The sequence below is a fragment of the Undibacterium sp. YM2 genome (genome assembly GCF_009937975.1).
In the GTDB taxonomy this organism is placed as follows: domain Bacteria; phylum Pseudomonadota; class Gammaproteobacteria; order Burkholderiales; family Burkholderiaceae_D; genus Undibacterium.
In genome coordinates this window covers 1040623-1057211 of record NZ_AP018441.1, presented here as the reverse complement: position 1 = coordinate 1057211, position 16589 = coordinate 1040623, and the positions used below count along the sequence as shown (strand labels likewise).

Here is a 16589-nt window from a genome sequence, read left to right as displayed (position 1 = left end):
CTCATAGTATCGGGCAAGGAATAGTGGCAAAAACAGCAACAAAAACACCAGAAAACCAGTCTGCTATTGCGATAGCCTACGAAAACTCGGCAGGCCACAAGAATATGTTGCAGCTTATACAGCTGCGCTGGCTTGCCGTGTTTGGTCAGTTATCGACCATATTGATCGTCATGTTTGGCTTTGGCATACAGTTGCCTCTGGTCAAAATGCTGGCCGTGCTGATCTGCCTGATAGGCTTTAATATTGCCAGCCATTTACGCTGGCACGAGCGTGTGTATGTGACCAACGGCGAACTTGTTTTTGCCTTGCTGATTGATGTATTCAGCCTGACGGCACAGCTGTACTTCGGTGGCGGCACATCGAATCCCTTTGCTTTTCTGTATCTGTTGCAAGTGATTTTAAGTGCGGTTTTGCTGGAAGCCTGGTCCACCTGGATTATCGTCGTCATCACCAGTGCCTGCCTGGCCGGACTATCGCTGTTCTCTGAACCCTTATCTCTGCCGCCTGGTGAAAACGGCGGGCTATCACGCCTGTATGTTGCTGGCTATATTATTTGCTTCATGCTCAATGCGGCCCTGCTGGTTTTCTTTATCACCCGCATAGGCCGCAACCTGCATGCACGGGATGTACAACTGGCAGACCTGCACCAGCGCGCCGTGGAAGAAGATCATATCGTGCGCATGGGCCTGCTGGCTTCGGGTGCAGCGCATGAACTGGGCACACCACTGGCTACGCTGTCTGTCATCCTCGGTGACTGGCGGCGCATGCCGGAGTTCAGGAAAAACCCCGAGTTGCTGGAAGAGATCAGCGAAATGGAAACCCAGTTGCAGCGCTGTAAAAGCATAGTCAGCGGCATCCTGCTGTCCGCCGGAGAAGCCCGTGGCGAATCGGCAGTTAAAACCACCATCAACAGCTTCCTGAATGATCTGACCACGGAATTTACATCGACCCGGACTATCGTCTCTTTTGGTTTCGATAACCAGATTCAGGATGATATTCCCATCGTCTTTGATACTGCCTTGAAGCAGATGGTCTGCAATGTACTTGATAATGCCCTGGAAGCTTCGCCAGACTGGCTGAGCATGGAAGCCAGACGTCAGGGTGATGACCTGATATTGACAGTCGTTGACCGCGGGCCTGGTTTTGATCCGGCGATTTTGTCACGCATAGGAGAGCCGTATCAATCGACCAAGGGCCGCCCCGGCAGCGGACTGGGACTATTCTTTGTCGTCAATGTAGCACGCAAACTGGGTGGTCAATTCACGGCATCGAACCGCGGAGATGGCGGTGCCATCGTACAATTGAGTCTGCCACTTTCGGCGATCATGCTTTAGGAAGCATTGATCAAGCAGATTTGCCCCGGTAAGAAAATTAATAAAGACTTTACAATGTCACAAGAGCTGGAATAGTTTGCATAGCCGCTCTGCTCCACCTCATTGAAATACAGCTTTAACTTCAGGAATTGTTTCACTATGCCAGAAAATCGTCTGCTACTCATTATTGAGGACGATACTGCTTTTGCCCGTACACTGGGCCGCTCGTTTGAGCGGCGCGGCTATACCGTCCTGCACGCGAGCAGCAAGGAAGATGCTGAAAAATTATTATCAGATCATACGCCCGCTTATGCTGTGGTTGATCTGAAATTGAATGGGCATTCCTCCGGCCTGGCCTGCGTGCAGCTTTTACATCAGCACAATCCCGACATGTTGATCGTCGTGCTCACAGGATTTGCCAGTATTGCGACTGCGGTGGAAGCAGTCAAACTGGGCGCATGTCAATACTTGTCCAAACCCTCCAATACTGATGATATTGAAGCGGCCTTCGGGCATATCGCTGGCACGGCAGATGTAGAGATCACGAATCGCTCGACTTCCATCAAGAACCTGGAGTGGGAAAGAATCCACGAAGTACTGGCAGAAACCGACTTCAATATCTCAGAAACTGCGCGCAGGCTAGGTATGCACAGACGCACACTGGCGCGTAAGCTCGAAAAGCAAAGAATTAAATAGCTTGCCTATTCACCATTTTTCTTTTGGCCAGAAAAACAATGGCGACGGCTATTGGAATGCAGTAAATACCGGGCTCACAAGGATTACTCTATAATCCGCCCTTCAACTGAAAGGAAACACCATGAAAATGCGCATAAAAAGACGTCATCTGAATTTTGGACGTATGTACAACCACCAACTGGCTGCAGTGCTGGAAGCCGCATTTGAAGAATTCAAGAGCAATTTCAGCGAGCAAGGTGCGTCCATGGCTGAGTCTATTGATGCCTTACAAGACCTGGGAGCCAGCTATCGCAATTTCAAGAAATTTGCCCTGCGCTTCGCCAAGGCACATTAAACCCGGCCTTTGACGAGTCGTTGTTGACGGTTTTCACCTGAACACGCGACTCGTTTTTCATTGAGAACCGCGTAAAGCCCTGCGGGCTCAGGTGTTCTTCACGAATTAAATGCTCAGCTCCATTGCGGGCATGACTCGTTTTTTAGCTCATGACGCGCCGATCATGTGCGTATATCCCAAAACTCATTCTACATATTGCGATGGTTTCTCATTGATGAAATCGATTGTAATTACAGCGTCACAGTCAATTCCTACAATTCTCTCATATACGACAAATATATTTAATTTGCCGTATATAAATTTATACGCTCCAGAGAAAAGGATTTCCAATGCGTCCCCGCTATTTGAGTTTGATTGTTATTTCTTTTGTTATTCCATCCGCAGTTTTTTTTCTGCATGGCTGCGGTAGCTCGTCTGACAGTACCGCCCAAGCACAAAAACCTGACCTGCCTGCCACTTCATCTGCTGGATGGACAACCGGTGACTTGCATGTACACACCATACAGTCCGACGACGCCCGCACAACACAAACATTGGATTTGGTGCTAGATAAAGCATTTACCAGCTATGGGTTGGACTGGACGGCTATTACGAACCACCTGCGTTCCTCAAAATATGATAATAACGGTGCCACCCTGACAAACCCGGTACCATTTGCGTATGGCATGGAATCCTATGAAATCCCCAGGATCAAAGCCTTGCAGGCATCTGGTCGCTATGCAGACAAAACCATTTTCTCAGGTTTCGAATGGGATATGCCTACGCATGATCATCTGGGCGTCAGCATTTTTGATGTAGTAGATGGTAAATTTGTGTCATCCCCATCTGCGTCCAAGGAATTCCAATACTTGTTTACCACATTGGAAGACAGCAAATTTGATGCTGCGGATGTCAACAAATGGAAAACAAAATATCCGCAGCGCTTCAACAGCACAGCAGCAGATGCCTTACAGGCCATTTCGTGGTTGAAGAAAAATTATCCAGATACCAGTTTTATCACCATCAACCATCCTTCGCGCAATCCTGGCAAATACACCATTGCAGATTTCCGCACGATGAATGACATGGCACCCAACATCATGTTCTCGATAGAAGGCATGGTAGGCAACCAGATGGAACCAGATCGCGGCGGATATACCTCAAGCTATGTCGAAGCCAACAAGCCAAATCGGGTTTATGGTGGCGTTGACGCCATCGTGGCCCAGGTTGGTGGTGTCTGGGACGCCTTGCTTGGCGAAGGCCGCCGTATCTGGAATATCGCTGATTCTGATTCACATTTCAAAATCGATGATGCCGGTAATAGCAGTGGTTACTTCCCTGGCGAATATGCGAAAAACTATGTGTGGATGAACGACAAAAAAGCGGGCGTCAATGAATTGATCAAGAGCCTGCAGTCGGGAAGAATGTTCAGTGTCTTTGGTGATCTCATCAATGCCATGGAATTCACGGTCAGCAATGCAAGCGATGTCAAAAACATGGGGCAAGAGCTGAAGGTAGCAAACGGCAGCACGGTTGAAGTCACCATACGTTTCAAGAGCCCGGCCAGGAATAACTATGAATTTCCGGCAGGTAGTGGCGTATTCGGCAACAAGGCACCGAAAGTGGATCATGTGGATTTGATCGTGGGTGATGTTGGCAGCAAGGCGGCACCGGATTCCAGCGCTTACAATGTGGCGACCAACCCCAGCACCAAGGTCTTGAAACGCTTCACCAACGCCGACTGGAAAACAGACGCTGAAGGTTACAACGTCATCAAGTACCAGATGCTTGTGCAGAAAAATCAGTACCTGCGCCTGCGTGGCACCAACCTGGGCATCAACGTCGCAGACATGACAGAAAATGGTGAGCCATTGGCCGATGCCAAAATCACGACCACTGACAACCCGACGCGCCACAACCAGATCAATGACCGTAACTACGCCAGTCTGTGGTTCTATTCCAATCCAGTCTTTGTTAGCGTGAACTAAGCCTGGTCGTATCAAGGGTGGGCAGAGGACCTTGCGCTGGATGTAATTGCAGGTCACTTACCCACCCTCATCCAACACATGGGAAATTATCTTTTCGATAAATTTCACCTTAAACAAAGGGTCAGAGTGCCCATCTGTTACTCCATGGTTGATCAAATCTGTATTCCTTTCGCATAAATATTCAGGAGTACAATTTATGCTATGACTTAACGAGGGAGGGCCGCAATGAAACTGTATCCATTATTCCTGCTGATGGCAGCAGCCACCGTGTTCAGCCCTGGTCCTGGTGTAGTCATGACACTGACAAATGCCTTACGCTATGGCATGCGCGGCACTTTTGGTGGCATCCTGGGTATCGCTTTTGGCGCACTGATTGTTGCGGCAATTTCTGCCACCAGCGTCGGTGTCGTGCTGGCCGCATCGGCTACCGCATTTACCGTACTCAAGTTGCTGGGAGCTGGATACCTGATTTTCCTCGGCGTCAAGCTCTGGCGTGCACCAGCCTTTCGTTTCACTGAAGGCGATGCCCATGAAGCCAGCTTCAAAAAGCGCTTCCTGGAAGGCCTGTCTTTGCAGATGACCAACCCCAAGGCGATATTCTTTTTCCTGTCTGTCTTCCCGCAGTTCATAGACCCGGCCATGAGTTATGGCCTGCAGTTTGCCGTGCTGGTCATGACTTATAGCGGGCTGATCGTCATCATCCATAGCAGCTATGCGATTTTTGCCGGTCGCGCCAGAACCTGGCTGACATCAGAAAAAGGCGGTTCCTACATGAATAAAATAGGTGCTGCCACCTTTGTATTTTTTGGTTGTGCCCTGGCGGGTGCGAAACGCACGGTATAAGTAAGCCTCTCAAGAGCGCGGCGTTCTTCCCAAGCGTCACAAGTTTGCTGTGCACTGCACAAGCACAAGTACCGCGCTGCAAAGCAGCAACGGATTCATCCATTCTTGACATTTGATAACAGGCACGGACAAAGAATTCTGCTAGGATAAATGCGTGTTCAAGGTACTCCGGCAAGCTTCATTCCCCGCATCATTCACCGTCCGAGGTGTGCATGTCAACCAGACGCATAGGAATGTCTGACATCATCATAGGCCAGGCCTTGCCCTGGGACGTCTATGGGAATGATGGTAGCCTGCTCTTGCGCAAGGGCTTTATTGTCACCCACGCGGGTCAGGTATCAGCTCTGGCAGAACGCGGCCTGTTCGCAGATACCGGCAAGTCCGACGGTGGTTTGCGAGATGGCAAAGTGGCCGAGAAAGCTACTGAAGCCCCTTCAGTTGTGCGCACCATCAATATGGTGCGTACAGAATTGCGCAGGCTGATATATAACCTCAGTACAGAAGCCGACGTGCAGGGCCAGTTGATCTCGCTGACCAAAAAAATGGGCGCAGCTGTCTTCATGGCACCGGACGTCGCACTCGGCTGCATCTTGCTGAATCAGGACGATAACTATGGCCCGCGGCATTCTGTCGATACTGCCATAGTATCCCTGCTGATCGCCCGTACTCTCAAAAAACCTGCAGACGAAATGCTCTTGCTGGCTGCCGCTGCACTGACCATGAATGTCGCCATGCTGAGGCAACAAGAGAAACTGCAAGAGAAAAGCGAAACATTGAATGCGGCAGAGCAGGAATTGATTTCGCAGCATCCTGAAGCCGGTGCTGCAATGCTGCGGGCCGCAGGCATAGACAATGAAGACTGGCTATCCTGGGTTTTGCATCATCATGAAAGCGAAGATGGCAGTGGCTATCCCAAGGGCAAAACCGGTGCAGATATCCCGCAAAATGCCAAGATCATTTCCCTCGCCGACCGTTACTGTGCCCGGGTATGCGCACGCAGCTACCGCAAGTCCATGCTGCCGAATGCGGCATTACGCGACATACTGGTAGAGGGCAAGTCCAAGATAGATCCCATGCTGGTGACAGTCTTTATCAAGGAACTGGGTACCTACCCCATAGGTACTTTCGTCAGACTGGAGAGCGGAGAAATTGCCGTGGTAACAGGTAAAGGCGAGACCACCACCACACCTTATGTGCATGCACTGCTGGGGCCGCGCGGTACACCACTGTCAATACCACTAAAGCGCGACACACAAAAACCCTTGATGGCAATACGTGAAGTCTTGCACCGCGACCAGGTCTCGGTCAAATTCACCATGCGTCATTTATGGGGCGACATTGCCCGCCTGTGAAATGCACCTCCACCAGAATTGATTAGCGAACATCATGAACAATGACCTCCCCGAGGCTGAAAAAATCAGCGAAGAAGCAAGTTTTGAAGAGCTGAACCATACAGACTACCGCAGCCTGGTATATCTCTACTTCCCTGACATTGATGCAGGGCAGCAACTGGCAGCAACGCTGGAACTGTATCAGCATGAGGTGCTTTGCTTTACCGAGGCGGATGAATTGCAATCCGCCATCATGGTCAGGATGCCGCATGCTCTGGTCATGGATGTGGATAGCCCGGCAGGAATGGCAGCGAGAAAGAAAATGGGAAACCGGGTCATCAGCAATTTCCCCATCATCTATATTTCAGCATTGGATAATTTCACGCAACGCCTGGCCGCTGTCAGAGAAGGTGCGGCAGGCTATTTTCTCAAACCTCTCGATGTCGAAGCATTGAGTGCCAAAATAGATGAAAAAATCGCCAGGAATGAAGTGCTGGCCTATCGCATACTTGTTGTTGACGACGATGAATTACTTGCCGGCTATTACGATGCCATACTCAGTAGCGCTGGCATGCATGTGAAAGCCATCAACGACCCCAGCGAAATTCTTGAATCACTGAAAAAATTCAAGCCCGAACTGGTGCTGACAGACTTGAACATGCCAGTCTGCAATGGACTGGAGATGGCGCAGATCATCAGGCAAAACAATCGCTATATCGATATCCCCATCGTCTTTTTATCCACTGAAGTACAAAAACAAATGACGGCAATAGAAACCGGGGCAGATGATTTCCTGGGCAAACCCATAGACCCGGAAAAACTGATTTCCACTATCGCCAGCAGGGCAGAACGCTACCGCAATCTGCGCAAGCAAAGATAGTTCAGTCTATCGGCAGCCCGCTGACAGGCTTGATTTCTTCCATGCAGATCATGGAGCGCAAGGAAGCAACGCCCGGCACCTGCATCAGGGTGTCAGTCAGGAATTGCGACAGGCTTTTGAGGTCGCTGGCCACCACTTTCAGGATGTAATCAAAGTCGCCAGAAATGGTATGGCATTCTATGATTTCAGGAAAAGCCTTCAACTGCCGCTCTACCTCGCGCACATTGCGAAACTGCTCCCTGTCCAGCGACAGGTTCACGAATGCCATGACACCCAGGCCCAAAGCCTCAGGCGCAACCTGCGCGACATAGGCGCGTATCACGCCTTTTTCTTCCAGCGCCCTGACCCTGCGCAGGGTCTGCGGTGCCGACAGATGTATCCGTTCGGCCAGGCTTAAATTGCTCATGCGTCCATCTTGTTGCAAATATCGCAAGATACTTCGGTCATAAACATCCATATTCATCTCCCCCGACTTTACCCTGATTTTCAGGATATTTTGTCATTTTCGTTAAATGAGAAATTAAAACACACTAGTTACAGATATATGAAACTTAATTTCTATTTACATGAAATTTACATCTTATTTAGCAATCTATTTCTTTTCCCGGCTGGCTACAATGGTAAACAGAACACATAGCACAACAGGTGCGCAAGAGCCTGATGCGAAATGGGTCTGGTGGATTTTCAGTAGATCACTTTTCCTGGAAGTAATAAGCCTGGAAGTAACAAGAAGTGAATGGAAGTCTCGCAACATCAGGAAAACCAGGGTGATTTCGCAATAGCCTCTGAAATGTGTTCCCGCAAGTCCTTATATAAATACTGTAAATACGGTAAACACGGAGAACATCATGGTGACCTTCATCGGCACAAAAGAACTGCAAAACCACTTGAAGAAGACCAGGCTCGAAGATGCCATTACGCGTCTGGCTGGCATGATCAAGGAAGATTATTTGCGCTGGCAGTCATTCGACAAATCGGCACGGGTGGCGAATCACTCCGACGTGGGTGTCATAGAACTGATGCCTATCTCTGACGGTAGCCAGTACTCATTCAAATACGTCAATGGTCACCCCAAAAACACCCAGGCTGGTTTGCTGACGGTAACTGCCTTTGGCGTACTGGCCGATGTAAATACCGGCTACCCTCGCCTGCTGTCAGAACTGACACTGACAACCGCGATACGCACTGCCGCCACCTCGGCGCTGGCAGCGACTTACATGGCGAGGCCAGACAGCCGCATCATGGCGCTGATAGGCAATGGTGCACAAAGTGAATTCCAGGCAGTAGCTTTTCATGCCATGCTGGGCATCAAAGAGTTGCGCGTCTATGACATAGACCCTGCAGCAACCGACAAATTAATTCATAATTTGCGCATGTATCCAGAATTGCGCGTGATACGCGCCAGTTCAACTGCCGAGGCAGTCAAGGGCGCGGACATCGTAACCACGGTGACAGCAGACAAAACCAATGCCATCATACTGACCCCGGACATGATAGAACCCGGCATGCATATCAATGGCGTAGGTGGTGATTGCCCAGGCAAGACAGAATTGCATGCAGATATTTTGAATAATGCGCATGTCGTGGTGGAATATGAACCGCAATCGCGCATAGAAGGTGAATTGCAGCAAATGCCGGCAGACTTCAAAGTGACCGAGCTGTGGACTATCTTGGCAGGTAATGCCACAGGCCGCAGCCATGCTGAGCAAGTTACGGTATTTGATTCTGTAGGATTTGCGCTGGAAGATTTTTCTGCCATGCGTTATCTGGAAAAATATGTCATGCAGGCCAATTCACCGGTACTGGACCTGATACCTGAAATGATGAACCCGAAAGACCTGTTTGGTATGGGAATGGCAGCAACAAGCAGCAATGTTGCCAGCCCTGCCCGTAGCAATACAGATTGTGCAGTAGCAATAAACGCCTGAAGTCTATCCTGACAGGGCATTACACTAGAAACGAATGAAAACCATTTCCTTAATTGGAGCGCCTACCGATGTAGGCGCAAGCGTCAGAGGCGCGGGCATGGGGCCCGACGCATTACGTGTGGCTGGCCTGAACGAGGCTTTGACGGCACGCGGCCTGAAAGTCATTGACCATGGCAATCTGCATGGTCCGGCCAATCCCTGGGAGCAACCAGTGAATGGCCTGCGCCACTTGAAAGAGGCGATAGACTGGAACCAGGCCGTGTACGATGCCGTCGATAAGGCCTTGCAGGATGGCCACATGCCGATGATGCTCGGTGGTGATCATTGCCTGGCGATAGGTTCCATCAGTGCGGTGGCAGCACATTGCCGCCGCGTCGGCAAGAAACTGCGCGTGCTGTGGTTTGATGCCCATGCAGATAGCAATTTATCCACCATCAGCCCTACCGGCAATATCCACGGCATGCCTGTTGCCTGCCTCATGGGGCACGGTCCTAAAGAGCTGATCAACTACAGCGGCCAGACGCCTGCCATACAGCCAACTGACATACGTCTGATAGGCATACGCAGTGTCGATGATGGTGAACGCAAGTTCATTCATGAAATGGGCATGCAGGTTTTCGACATGCGCTACATCGACGAATATGGCATGCGCAATGTCATGTCTTCGGTATTGGCCAATCTCGACAGCAATACCCATCTGCACGTGAGCTTTGACCTCGACTGCCTGGACCCTGGCATCGCTCCAGGTGTGGGCACGGCAGTGCTCGGTGGCCCCAGCTACCGCGAAGCGCAGCTGTGCATGGAGATGGTCGCAGATACCGGCTTGATGGCATCACTGGATGTGGTCGAACTCAATCCGGCACTGGATGTGCGCAACCAGACTGCCGTGCTGGCGGTTGATCTGATCGAAAGCCTGTTTGGTAAATCGACGCTGGTCAGGATGTAATGGTCACAAACCAGAACTCATCTCACCTCTATTGATGAAGTGAGTTCTGGTAAATCTTGAATTGCTGGTGACGCTGACTTCTATCGGTTATTTAAATGGAATTGCCATCACACGCAACAATTGTCTGTCTTCTGGATAAGCGTCAGGGTCATGGACACCAAGTGCATCAGGAAGTGAGCCTGGATGGTAATCAAAACTGCCAAATAACTGATCCCAGATGGTAATGACTGCGGCATAGTTCTTACCTTCATTGAGCGCTGCACTATGGTGGTAGCGGTGTAGTTCAGTTCCCATAAACAGGTAATTCAGATATCCAGCCCGCACATCCACGTTGAAGTGCGAAACCAGTCCCTGAAAACCTGTCAGCACCGCAGCAGCAAAGATAGCTTCTTCTGAAAAACCAAGGAACACAGGTGGTAGCATCAGTATAGCCCTGACATATGCACCGTTGATCGGATGGCCGACCACATGCATGAAGACATATACTTGCTGCGGCAGATGATGTGCCACATGCGTTTTCCACATCCACTGCCCCAAGCGACCTTGTGCCTGATGACAATAGCGATGCACCCAGTACCAGAGAAAGTCGGAAATTAAAATAGCAACACAGGCCTGTGCCCACCAGGGCATCCAACCAGCATCGTGAAACTTAGGCAAGACACTCCAGCGTGTCAGCGCGGTAAGGCAGAAGCTGGTAGCAGCCAGGGCGACGCCATTGATCAGCATCATGGGAATATCCCTGCGTAAAAAACTGCGCCAACTCATGCCCCAACCTGCCCGTACCGGCATGATCCATTCCAGAAAAAGCATGATGCCTATAGTCAAGCCCAAATAGATGGAATAAGCCTGTTTGGGCACGCCCAGCATTTTCATCGTGTTCATATAGATGAAAATCAGTGTCATCAGCAAGCCCAGTGGATAAAACCAGAATTTGACAAAATGAGTGAAAAAATTTCGAAAAAAACCAGCTCCTGACTCTGGTGTATAGCCCTTGGCAGATGAGGTATGCATATTCTCTTTACTCCACTGTGAGTTGTATTGTTTGCGCGCTATTAGCGTGAGTGAAACGCAGCTTTTCAAAGTCAGGCATGCCTGAAAACAGACTCACTTTGAAACCATTCGAAAACCCCAGCGCCTCGGCGGGGAAACCCCAAAAATTGTGATCAACGGTTCCGTTATCGTTAGCATCGTGAAACACGACCACCGCATAATCACCAGCAGGCAGTGCAGGAAACAGAAAGCTGCTTTGCCCATTCTTGATTAAAGCGCTTATTTCCAGTTGCCCTTTCCTGGTGACTTGGCTGCCCGGTATGTAGAGCCTGGCAATTGCATGCCCTGTATCTGTTTTAAAACCGTTCGCAATTACTGTCAGGTTGCCATTGATATCATGGGCATTCACGATACTGCTGGTCATGAACAAACCAAGAACTACGACTATTGATAAACACCAAACTCGGCAAAGCCAGGAAGGTGTCATGCGCGCCGTTGCAGCAATTTGTTTGCAGGCGGTGTTTGTCATCATGTACTTGTCTGAAATTGGACAGGCGTCCATAATCGCAAGCAAATAGAGTTATCTGAAGAACCAAAGCCCATTCCATGCCCATTTGCAGACATTTCCCCCCTTAATGTTCAGGAAATCACACCATGCTCACGCAAACAGCAACTGACCGCCGGATACTCAAAACCAGACTGGCTCTGCGTGAAGCCTTGTTGAATTTGTTGACCGAATGTGCCTGGGATGAACTCAGCATCCAGGAAATTTGTGAACGGGCCAACGTCGGGCGCTCAACGTTTTATCTGCACTTTGACAGCAAAGATGCCCTGCTCTCAGAAAGCCTGAATGATTTGCGGGATGCTTTGATTGCACATACTGATTTGCACACAGAAGTACGGGCTTTTGCTTTCCTGCCTGGCTTGCTTGCACATATGGAAGAAAATCGTCGCGTATTCAGAAACGTCATTGGCCGACGTAGCGGCTATGGCGTTGAGCGCCGTTTCCGGGAGATGGTATTTCAATTAATAGAAAAAGATCTGGCAAAACAAAATGTCACAGAAACCAGGGGACATATGCTGGGTCGCTATCTCGCAGGTGGCATAGTTGATTTGATGGCCTGGTGGGTGGATACACCGGATGCCCCCACCATGAATGAACTGGAACAGTTTATTTTGGAGCTCGTTGCAAAACCCTTGAAAAACAATAATCGGACTTGAGGCGACAGCATCGCATGGAGCCTGGCAATTCAATGAGCATGCTGATGATGCATATCCGGATAATGCGGATGTTTGTGCCTTAAGGGATGATGCTGGTGTTGATGCACATGTGGTTCTGTGCCATCCCATCCTGTCTCATGTTCATGCTGGTGGTGCAGGTCGTAGGTATGCTCATGTGTATGCTGCACAGCTTCATGCTCGTGTTCATGCTCATGGTTTTCTGTCAGGTGCAGCCAGATACCCGCCAGCATCAAAAATGCAGCCAGCCAAAAGAGGTTCCCGGGCCGCTCGCCGAGAAACAGTAAAGAGATCGCTGTCCCGACAAAAGGTGCCGACGAAAAATACGCCCCGGTGCGTGCTGCCCCCAGATGCCGCAGAGCCAGTACAAACATGACCAGGCTGAGACCATAGCCAGAAAACCCAATCAGACCCACCGATAACAAGTTGTAGCCATGCGGCAGTTGATAGCCAAATGCCAGGGCAACGCTCAGATTGACAGCACCGGCAACCAGGCCTTTAATACCTGCAATTTGCAAGGCATCACTGGCCGCCACCTTGCGTGTCAGATTATTATCAATCGCCCAGCACAGGCAAGCCGCGGCAATGGCCAAAGCCCCCCAGGGCACGCCCAATACCGGCACTTGTTCCCAGGATAAAAGTACACCTGCGACCACGATCAACAGCATCCCCAGAAAGATGCGCCGGTCAAAATTTTCCTTGAAGACGAACCAGGCCAGCAATGCTGTTAGCACACCTTCCAGATTCAGCAATAGCGACGTTGTAGAAGCTGGCGTCAGCGTCAAACCCACCATCAGCAATACAGGCCCTGCTATACCGCCGGTAAGAATGGCAGCGGCAAGCCAGGGCAAATCTGGACGGGTGAGTGGCACAAACTGATCCTGTCTGTGACGAAAAATGGCAGCGCGTAAAATAAAAATCAGCGACAAGCCCAAACCACTCCCCAAATACAAGACACCTGCCAGCATGACAGGTGCCATATCTGCCACCATCGTTTTGGCAAATGGCGTGCTGATGCCAAACAGGGCAGCTGCCAGCAATGCGTAAACAACACCTTTGTGTATCAAATGGCTTTTCATACAATTTTTTAATCTGGCAAATATCAAAATCGCTATCAATGACAACCACTACCGTGGCTACCCAGATTACGCACAGGATGTTCCTCTGCCGTACCCAGGTTCTGCAAGATGCCGCAATCCTTTGTTGCCTGCGCACTGGTGCATAACTTGCGCAGGGACTTTAATTGCGACTCCAGTCCCTTCAATTCCCTGATGCGATGGGCGACATGCTCTATATGCTTGTCGAGCAAGGCATTTACTTCTGAACAATTATCCTCAGGCGCATCGCGGAACTGCAATAGCTGGCGAATTTCATCCAGCGTCATATCCAGGGAACGGCAATGTCGTATGAATTGCAGGCGCTCTGCGTGCAATTCGCCATACAGACGAAAATTACCCTGCGAACGGCTGGCCTGTGGCAGCAAGCCTTCTTTTTCATAGTAGCGTATGGTTTCTACCAGGCAACCGGAGCGTTTTGCCAATTCACCAATTTTCAATTCCATTTGTATGACTCCATCAATTTAAATCTAGTGGACTGTAACAGTGGAATCGAGAGTGAAGGACATGTGCCCGGCGCATCAGGGCAAGGCGCAAAACACAGCGATAGCGGGGCTATCGCGAGTATTTGCAACGCAGCCATGATCGTCGCGCACATGGCAGGCACTCCGATTTTCACTGTTACAGTCCACTAGTGCTTGACTCTATACCTGCTACAGGGTGTCTAATGCTCACTATACCTCTTTTCCGGAGTCAGCATGGCGCATCAGCATCAACACGATCATTCAGGGCACACTCATGAACATGGGCATGAACACAAGCATGAACCAGTGCACAAGCATGCCCATAGCTGTTGCGACCATGGAGAAGTCAAGGCGGTGCAGCTCAATGACAAGCCTATAGCAACGCCTGCCGGCACATCGACCGTGGTGTATTCCATAGAAAACATGGATTGCCCGACAGAAGAAGGCCTGATACGCAATAAGCTAAGCCCCATGCCCGGCATAGCCCAGCTTGATTTCAATCTCATGCAACGCAAACTGACGGTCAGCCATACTCTGGACAATCAGGCAAAGATACAGGTCGTGCTGACATCCATAGGCATGCAGGCCGTGCTGTTAAGTGAAGATGGCAAAGACAATAAGGATGCAGTTACACCTCCGCCAGCAAACCCTGCACACAAATGGTGGTTGCTTGGTGCTGCTGGCGTAGCCGCAATACTCGCCGAAACCTATGCCTACATCAGCGGCGCAGAAAAAGCCTGGCCCGTCATGCTCTTGTCTGCCCTGGCGATACTGCTGAGTGGCACCAGCACTTATAAAAAGGGCTGGATAGCACTGAAGAATCTGAACCTCAACATCAATGCCCTGATGACGATCGCCGTCACAGGTGCGCTGATCATAGGACAATGGCCAGAGGCTGCCATGGTCATGGTCTTGTTCAGTCTGTCAGAAGCCATAGAAGCGATGTCGCTGGACCGCGCCCGCAATGCCATACGTGGCCTGATGGCCATGACACCAGAAACTGCCAGCGTCTTGCAGGCAGATGGTAGCTGGCAGGATGTTGCGGCCAAAGTTATCGCCATAGGCGCTACGGTAAGGGTTGCTCCGGGTGAGCGCATCCCGCTTGATGGCGAACTCAGCAAAGGGCAATCCTCAGTCAACCAGGCACCTATCACGGGCGAGAGCATACCGGTTGCCAAGACAGTTGGTGACAAGCTGTTTGCTGGCACCATCAATGAAACCGGCTCTTTTGAATACCGCGTGACCGCTGCGCAAACTGACTCCACCCTGTCGCGCATCATCCATGCGGTGGAAGAAGCGCAAGGCAGCCGCGCACCAACACAACGTTTTGTCGATAGCTTTGCCAAGGTATATACCCCCATTGTGTTTGTACTGGCACTCGGCGTCATGCTCATTCCTCCCCTGCTGCTGGGCCTGCCTTGGATGGTGTGGATATACAAGGCGCTGGTCTTGCTGGTGATTGCCTGCCCATGTGCGCTGGTTGTCTCTACCCCTGTGACTGTAGTCAGCGGGCTGGCGGCAGCGGCCAAGGCGGGCATACTTATCAAAGGTGGCGTGTACCTGGAGGAAGGCCGCAAGCTGAAGTCACTGGCGCTCGATAAAACCGGCACCATCACCCAGGGCAAACCTGTTGTCACTGATGTCAAACTACTCAATGGTGAAGAGACCATTGCATTGCAACTGGCAGCCAGCCTGGCAAGCCGCTCAGACCACCCGGTATCAGGCGCAGTGACTGCCTATTCGACAATGCAAGGCAGCAGCGCATTGGAGGTTGTTAACTTTGAGGCCATTGCAGGCCGTGGCGTTAAAGGCCAGATAGCGGGCAAATGGTATTACCTCGGCAATCATCGTCTGATAGAAGAACTCAAGATTTGCAGCCCGGCTACCGAGGCAGCATTGTTCGCGCTGGAAGCGGAAGGCAAGACAGCCGTCATCATTGCGAATGAAGAAAAGGCATTGGCGGCAATAGCCGTGGCAGACACTGTGCGTGAAAGCAGCCGCCAGGCAATTGCAGAATTACATGCGCTGGGCATACGCACCGTCATGCTGACTGGTGATAATGAAATGACTGCAAAAGCCATCGCAAAAAATGTGGGCATTGATGATGCCCGTGGCAATTTGCTGCCGGAAGACAAACTGGCCGCCATCAATGATGAACTGGCCGGTCACGGCACAGTCGGCATGGTTGGCGATGGCATCAATGATGCGCCAGCGCTGGCCAAATCCAGCATAGGTTTTGCCATGGGTGCAGCAGGTACGGACACAGCGCTGGAAACTGCTGACGTTGCCCTGATGGATGATGACTTGCGCAAGATCCCGCAATTCATCCGTTTGAGTCAGCGCACTGCGGCGATACTGAAACAGAATATTGCCCTGGCGCTGGGTATCAAGCTGGCCTTCCTCGTCATGGCAGTCATGGGCATAGCGACTTTGTGGATGGCGGTATTTGCTGATATGGGTGCAAGCCTGCTGGTGATTTTTAACGGTTTGCGTCTGGTTCGCCGTCTGAAATAGTGACAATGTGCTTTAGGGTTTATAATTCG

16 protein-coding genes are annotated in these 16589 nt (G+C 50.6%); 11 read left to right on the top strand and 5 right to left on the bottom strand.

Annotated features, from left to right (window positions below; all coding sequences use genetic code 11):
* Positions 1 to 23 precede the first annotated feature (23 nt).
* From UNDYM_RS04870 to UNDYM_RS04840, 7 genes are all read left to right on the top strand, one after another.
* Positions 24 to 1334, top strand: a complete 1311-nt coding sequence (locus UNDYM_RS04870) for an ATP-binding protein (protein ID WP_370529439.1) — start codon at positions 24 to 26, stop codon at positions 1332 to 1334.
* Positions 1335 to 1472: 138 nt separating this feature from the next.
* Complete coding sequence (locus tag UNDYM_RS04865) at positions 1473 to 2009, top strand: response regulator transcription factor (protein WP_162040025.1); 537 nt, start codon at positions 1473 to 1475, stop codon at positions 2007 to 2009.
* Positions 2010 to 2130: 121 nt separating this feature from the next.
* Complete coding sequence (locus tag UNDYM_RS04860) at positions 2131 to 2343, top strand: hypothetical protein (protein WP_162040024.1); 213 nt, start codon at positions 2131 to 2133, stop codon at positions 2341 to 2343.
* 329 nt (positions 2344 to 2672) lie between these two features.
* Entirely contained in the window at positions 2673 to 4310 is a 1638-nt protein-coding gene (locus UNDYM_RS04855) for an S-layer protein (protein ID WP_197740979.1), read from the top strand.
* A 225-nt stretch (positions 4311 to 4535) separates the two neighbouring features.
* Entirely contained in the window at positions 4536 to 5153 is a 618-nt protein-coding gene (locus UNDYM_RS04850; protein ID WP_162040023.1) for a LysE family translocator, read from the top strand.
* 212 nt (positions 5154 to 5365) lie between these two features.
* Positions 5366 to 6505 (top strand): HD-GYP domain-containing protein, encoded by a 1140-nt coding sequence (locus UNDYM_RS04845; RefSeq protein WP_232063694.1) that lies wholly within the window; start codon positions 5366 to 5368, stop codon positions 6503 to 6505.
* Between the two features lie 34 nt (positions 6506 to 6539).
* A complete protein-coding gene (locus tag UNDYM_RS04840) occupies positions 6540 to 7364 on the top strand; it encodes a response regulator (RefSeq protein ID WP_162040022.1) in 825 nt (274 codons plus the stop codon).
* Between the two features lies 1 nt (position 7365).
* Here the strand turns inward: UNDYM_RS04840 and UNDYM_RS04835 are convergent, their stop codons facing one another.
* Positions 7366 to 7821, bottom strand: a complete 456-nt coding sequence (locus UNDYM_RS04835) for an Lrp/AsnC family transcriptional regulator (protein ID WP_162040021.1) — start codon at positions 7819 to 7821, stop codon at positions 7366 to 7368.
* A gap of 391 nt (positions 7822 to 8212) precedes the next feature.
* Between UNDYM_RS04835 and UNDYM_RS04830 the strand changes: the two genes are divergently transcribed.
* Together UNDYM_RS04830 and rocF are read left to right on the top strand one after the other, a co-directional pair.
* Positions 8213 to 9292, top strand: a complete 1080-nt coding sequence (locus UNDYM_RS04830) for an ornithine cyclodeaminase (protein ID WP_162040020.1) — start codon at positions 8213 to 8215, stop codon at positions 9290 to 9292.
* Positions 9293 to 9326: 34 nt separating this feature from the next.
* Positions 9327 to 10238: an arginase gene (rocF, locus tag UNDYM_RS04825; RefSeq protein WP_110255109.1), complete on the top strand. Its 912-nt coding sequence runs from the start codon at positions 9327 to 9329 to the stop codon at positions 10236 to 10238.
* An 87-nt stretch (positions 10239 to 10325) separates the two neighbouring features.
* On the opposite strand, the gene UNDYM_RS04820 is transcribed toward rocF, so the two are convergent.
* Positions 10326 to 11249, bottom strand: coding sequence for a sterol desaturase family protein (locus UNDYM_RS04820; protein WP_162040019.1), 924 nt, complete (start codon positions 11247 to 11249; stop codon positions 10326 to 10328).
* A 7-nt stretch (positions 11250 to 11256) separates the two neighbouring features.
* Complete coding sequence (locus tag UNDYM_RS04815; RefSeq protein WP_162040018.1) at positions 11257 to 11802, bottom strand: DUF2141 domain-containing protein; 546 nt, start codon at positions 11800 to 11802, stop codon at positions 11257 to 11259.
* Between the two features lie 80 nt (positions 11803 to 11882).
* Between UNDYM_RS04815 and UNDYM_RS04810 the strand changes: the two genes are divergently transcribed.
* The gene (locus UNDYM_RS04810; RefSeq protein ID WP_162040017.1) at positions 11883 to 12449 is read left to right on the top strand and encodes a TetR/AcrR family transcriptional regulator; all 567 of its coding nucleotides are present in this window, start codon (positions 11883 to 11885) and stop codon (positions 12447 to 12449) included.
* Between the two features lie 29 nt (positions 12450 to 12478).
* Here UNDYM_RS04810 and UNDYM_RS04805 read toward each other — a convergent pair whose 3' ends face one another.
* Both UNDYM_RS04805 and cadR read right to left on the bottom strand, forming a co-directional pair.
* Positions 12479 to 13546 (bottom strand): DMT family transporter, encoded by a 1068-nt coding sequence (locus UNDYM_RS04805; RefSeq protein ID WP_162040016.1) that lies wholly within the window; start codon positions 13544 to 13546, stop codon positions 12479 to 12481.
* A gap of 35 nt (positions 13547 to 13581) precedes the next feature.
* Complete coding sequence (gene cadR, locus UNDYM_RS04800; RefSeq protein ID WP_162040015.1) at positions 13582 to 14028, bottom strand: Cd(II)/Pb(II)-responsive transcriptional regulator; 447 nt, start codon at positions 14026 to 14028, stop codon at positions 13582 to 13584.
* Between the two features lie 252 nt (positions 14029 to 14280).
* Between cadR and UNDYM_RS04795 the strand changes: the two genes are divergently transcribed.
* Positions 14281 to 16560 carry a heavy metal translocating P-type ATPase gene (locus tag UNDYM_RS04795; protein ID WP_162040014.1) on the top strand — a complete coding sequence of 760 codons (2280 nt, stop codon included), beginning with the start codon at positions 14281 to 14283 and terminating at the stop codon, positions 16558 to 16560.
* Positions 16561 to 16589 lie beyond the last annotated feature (29 nt).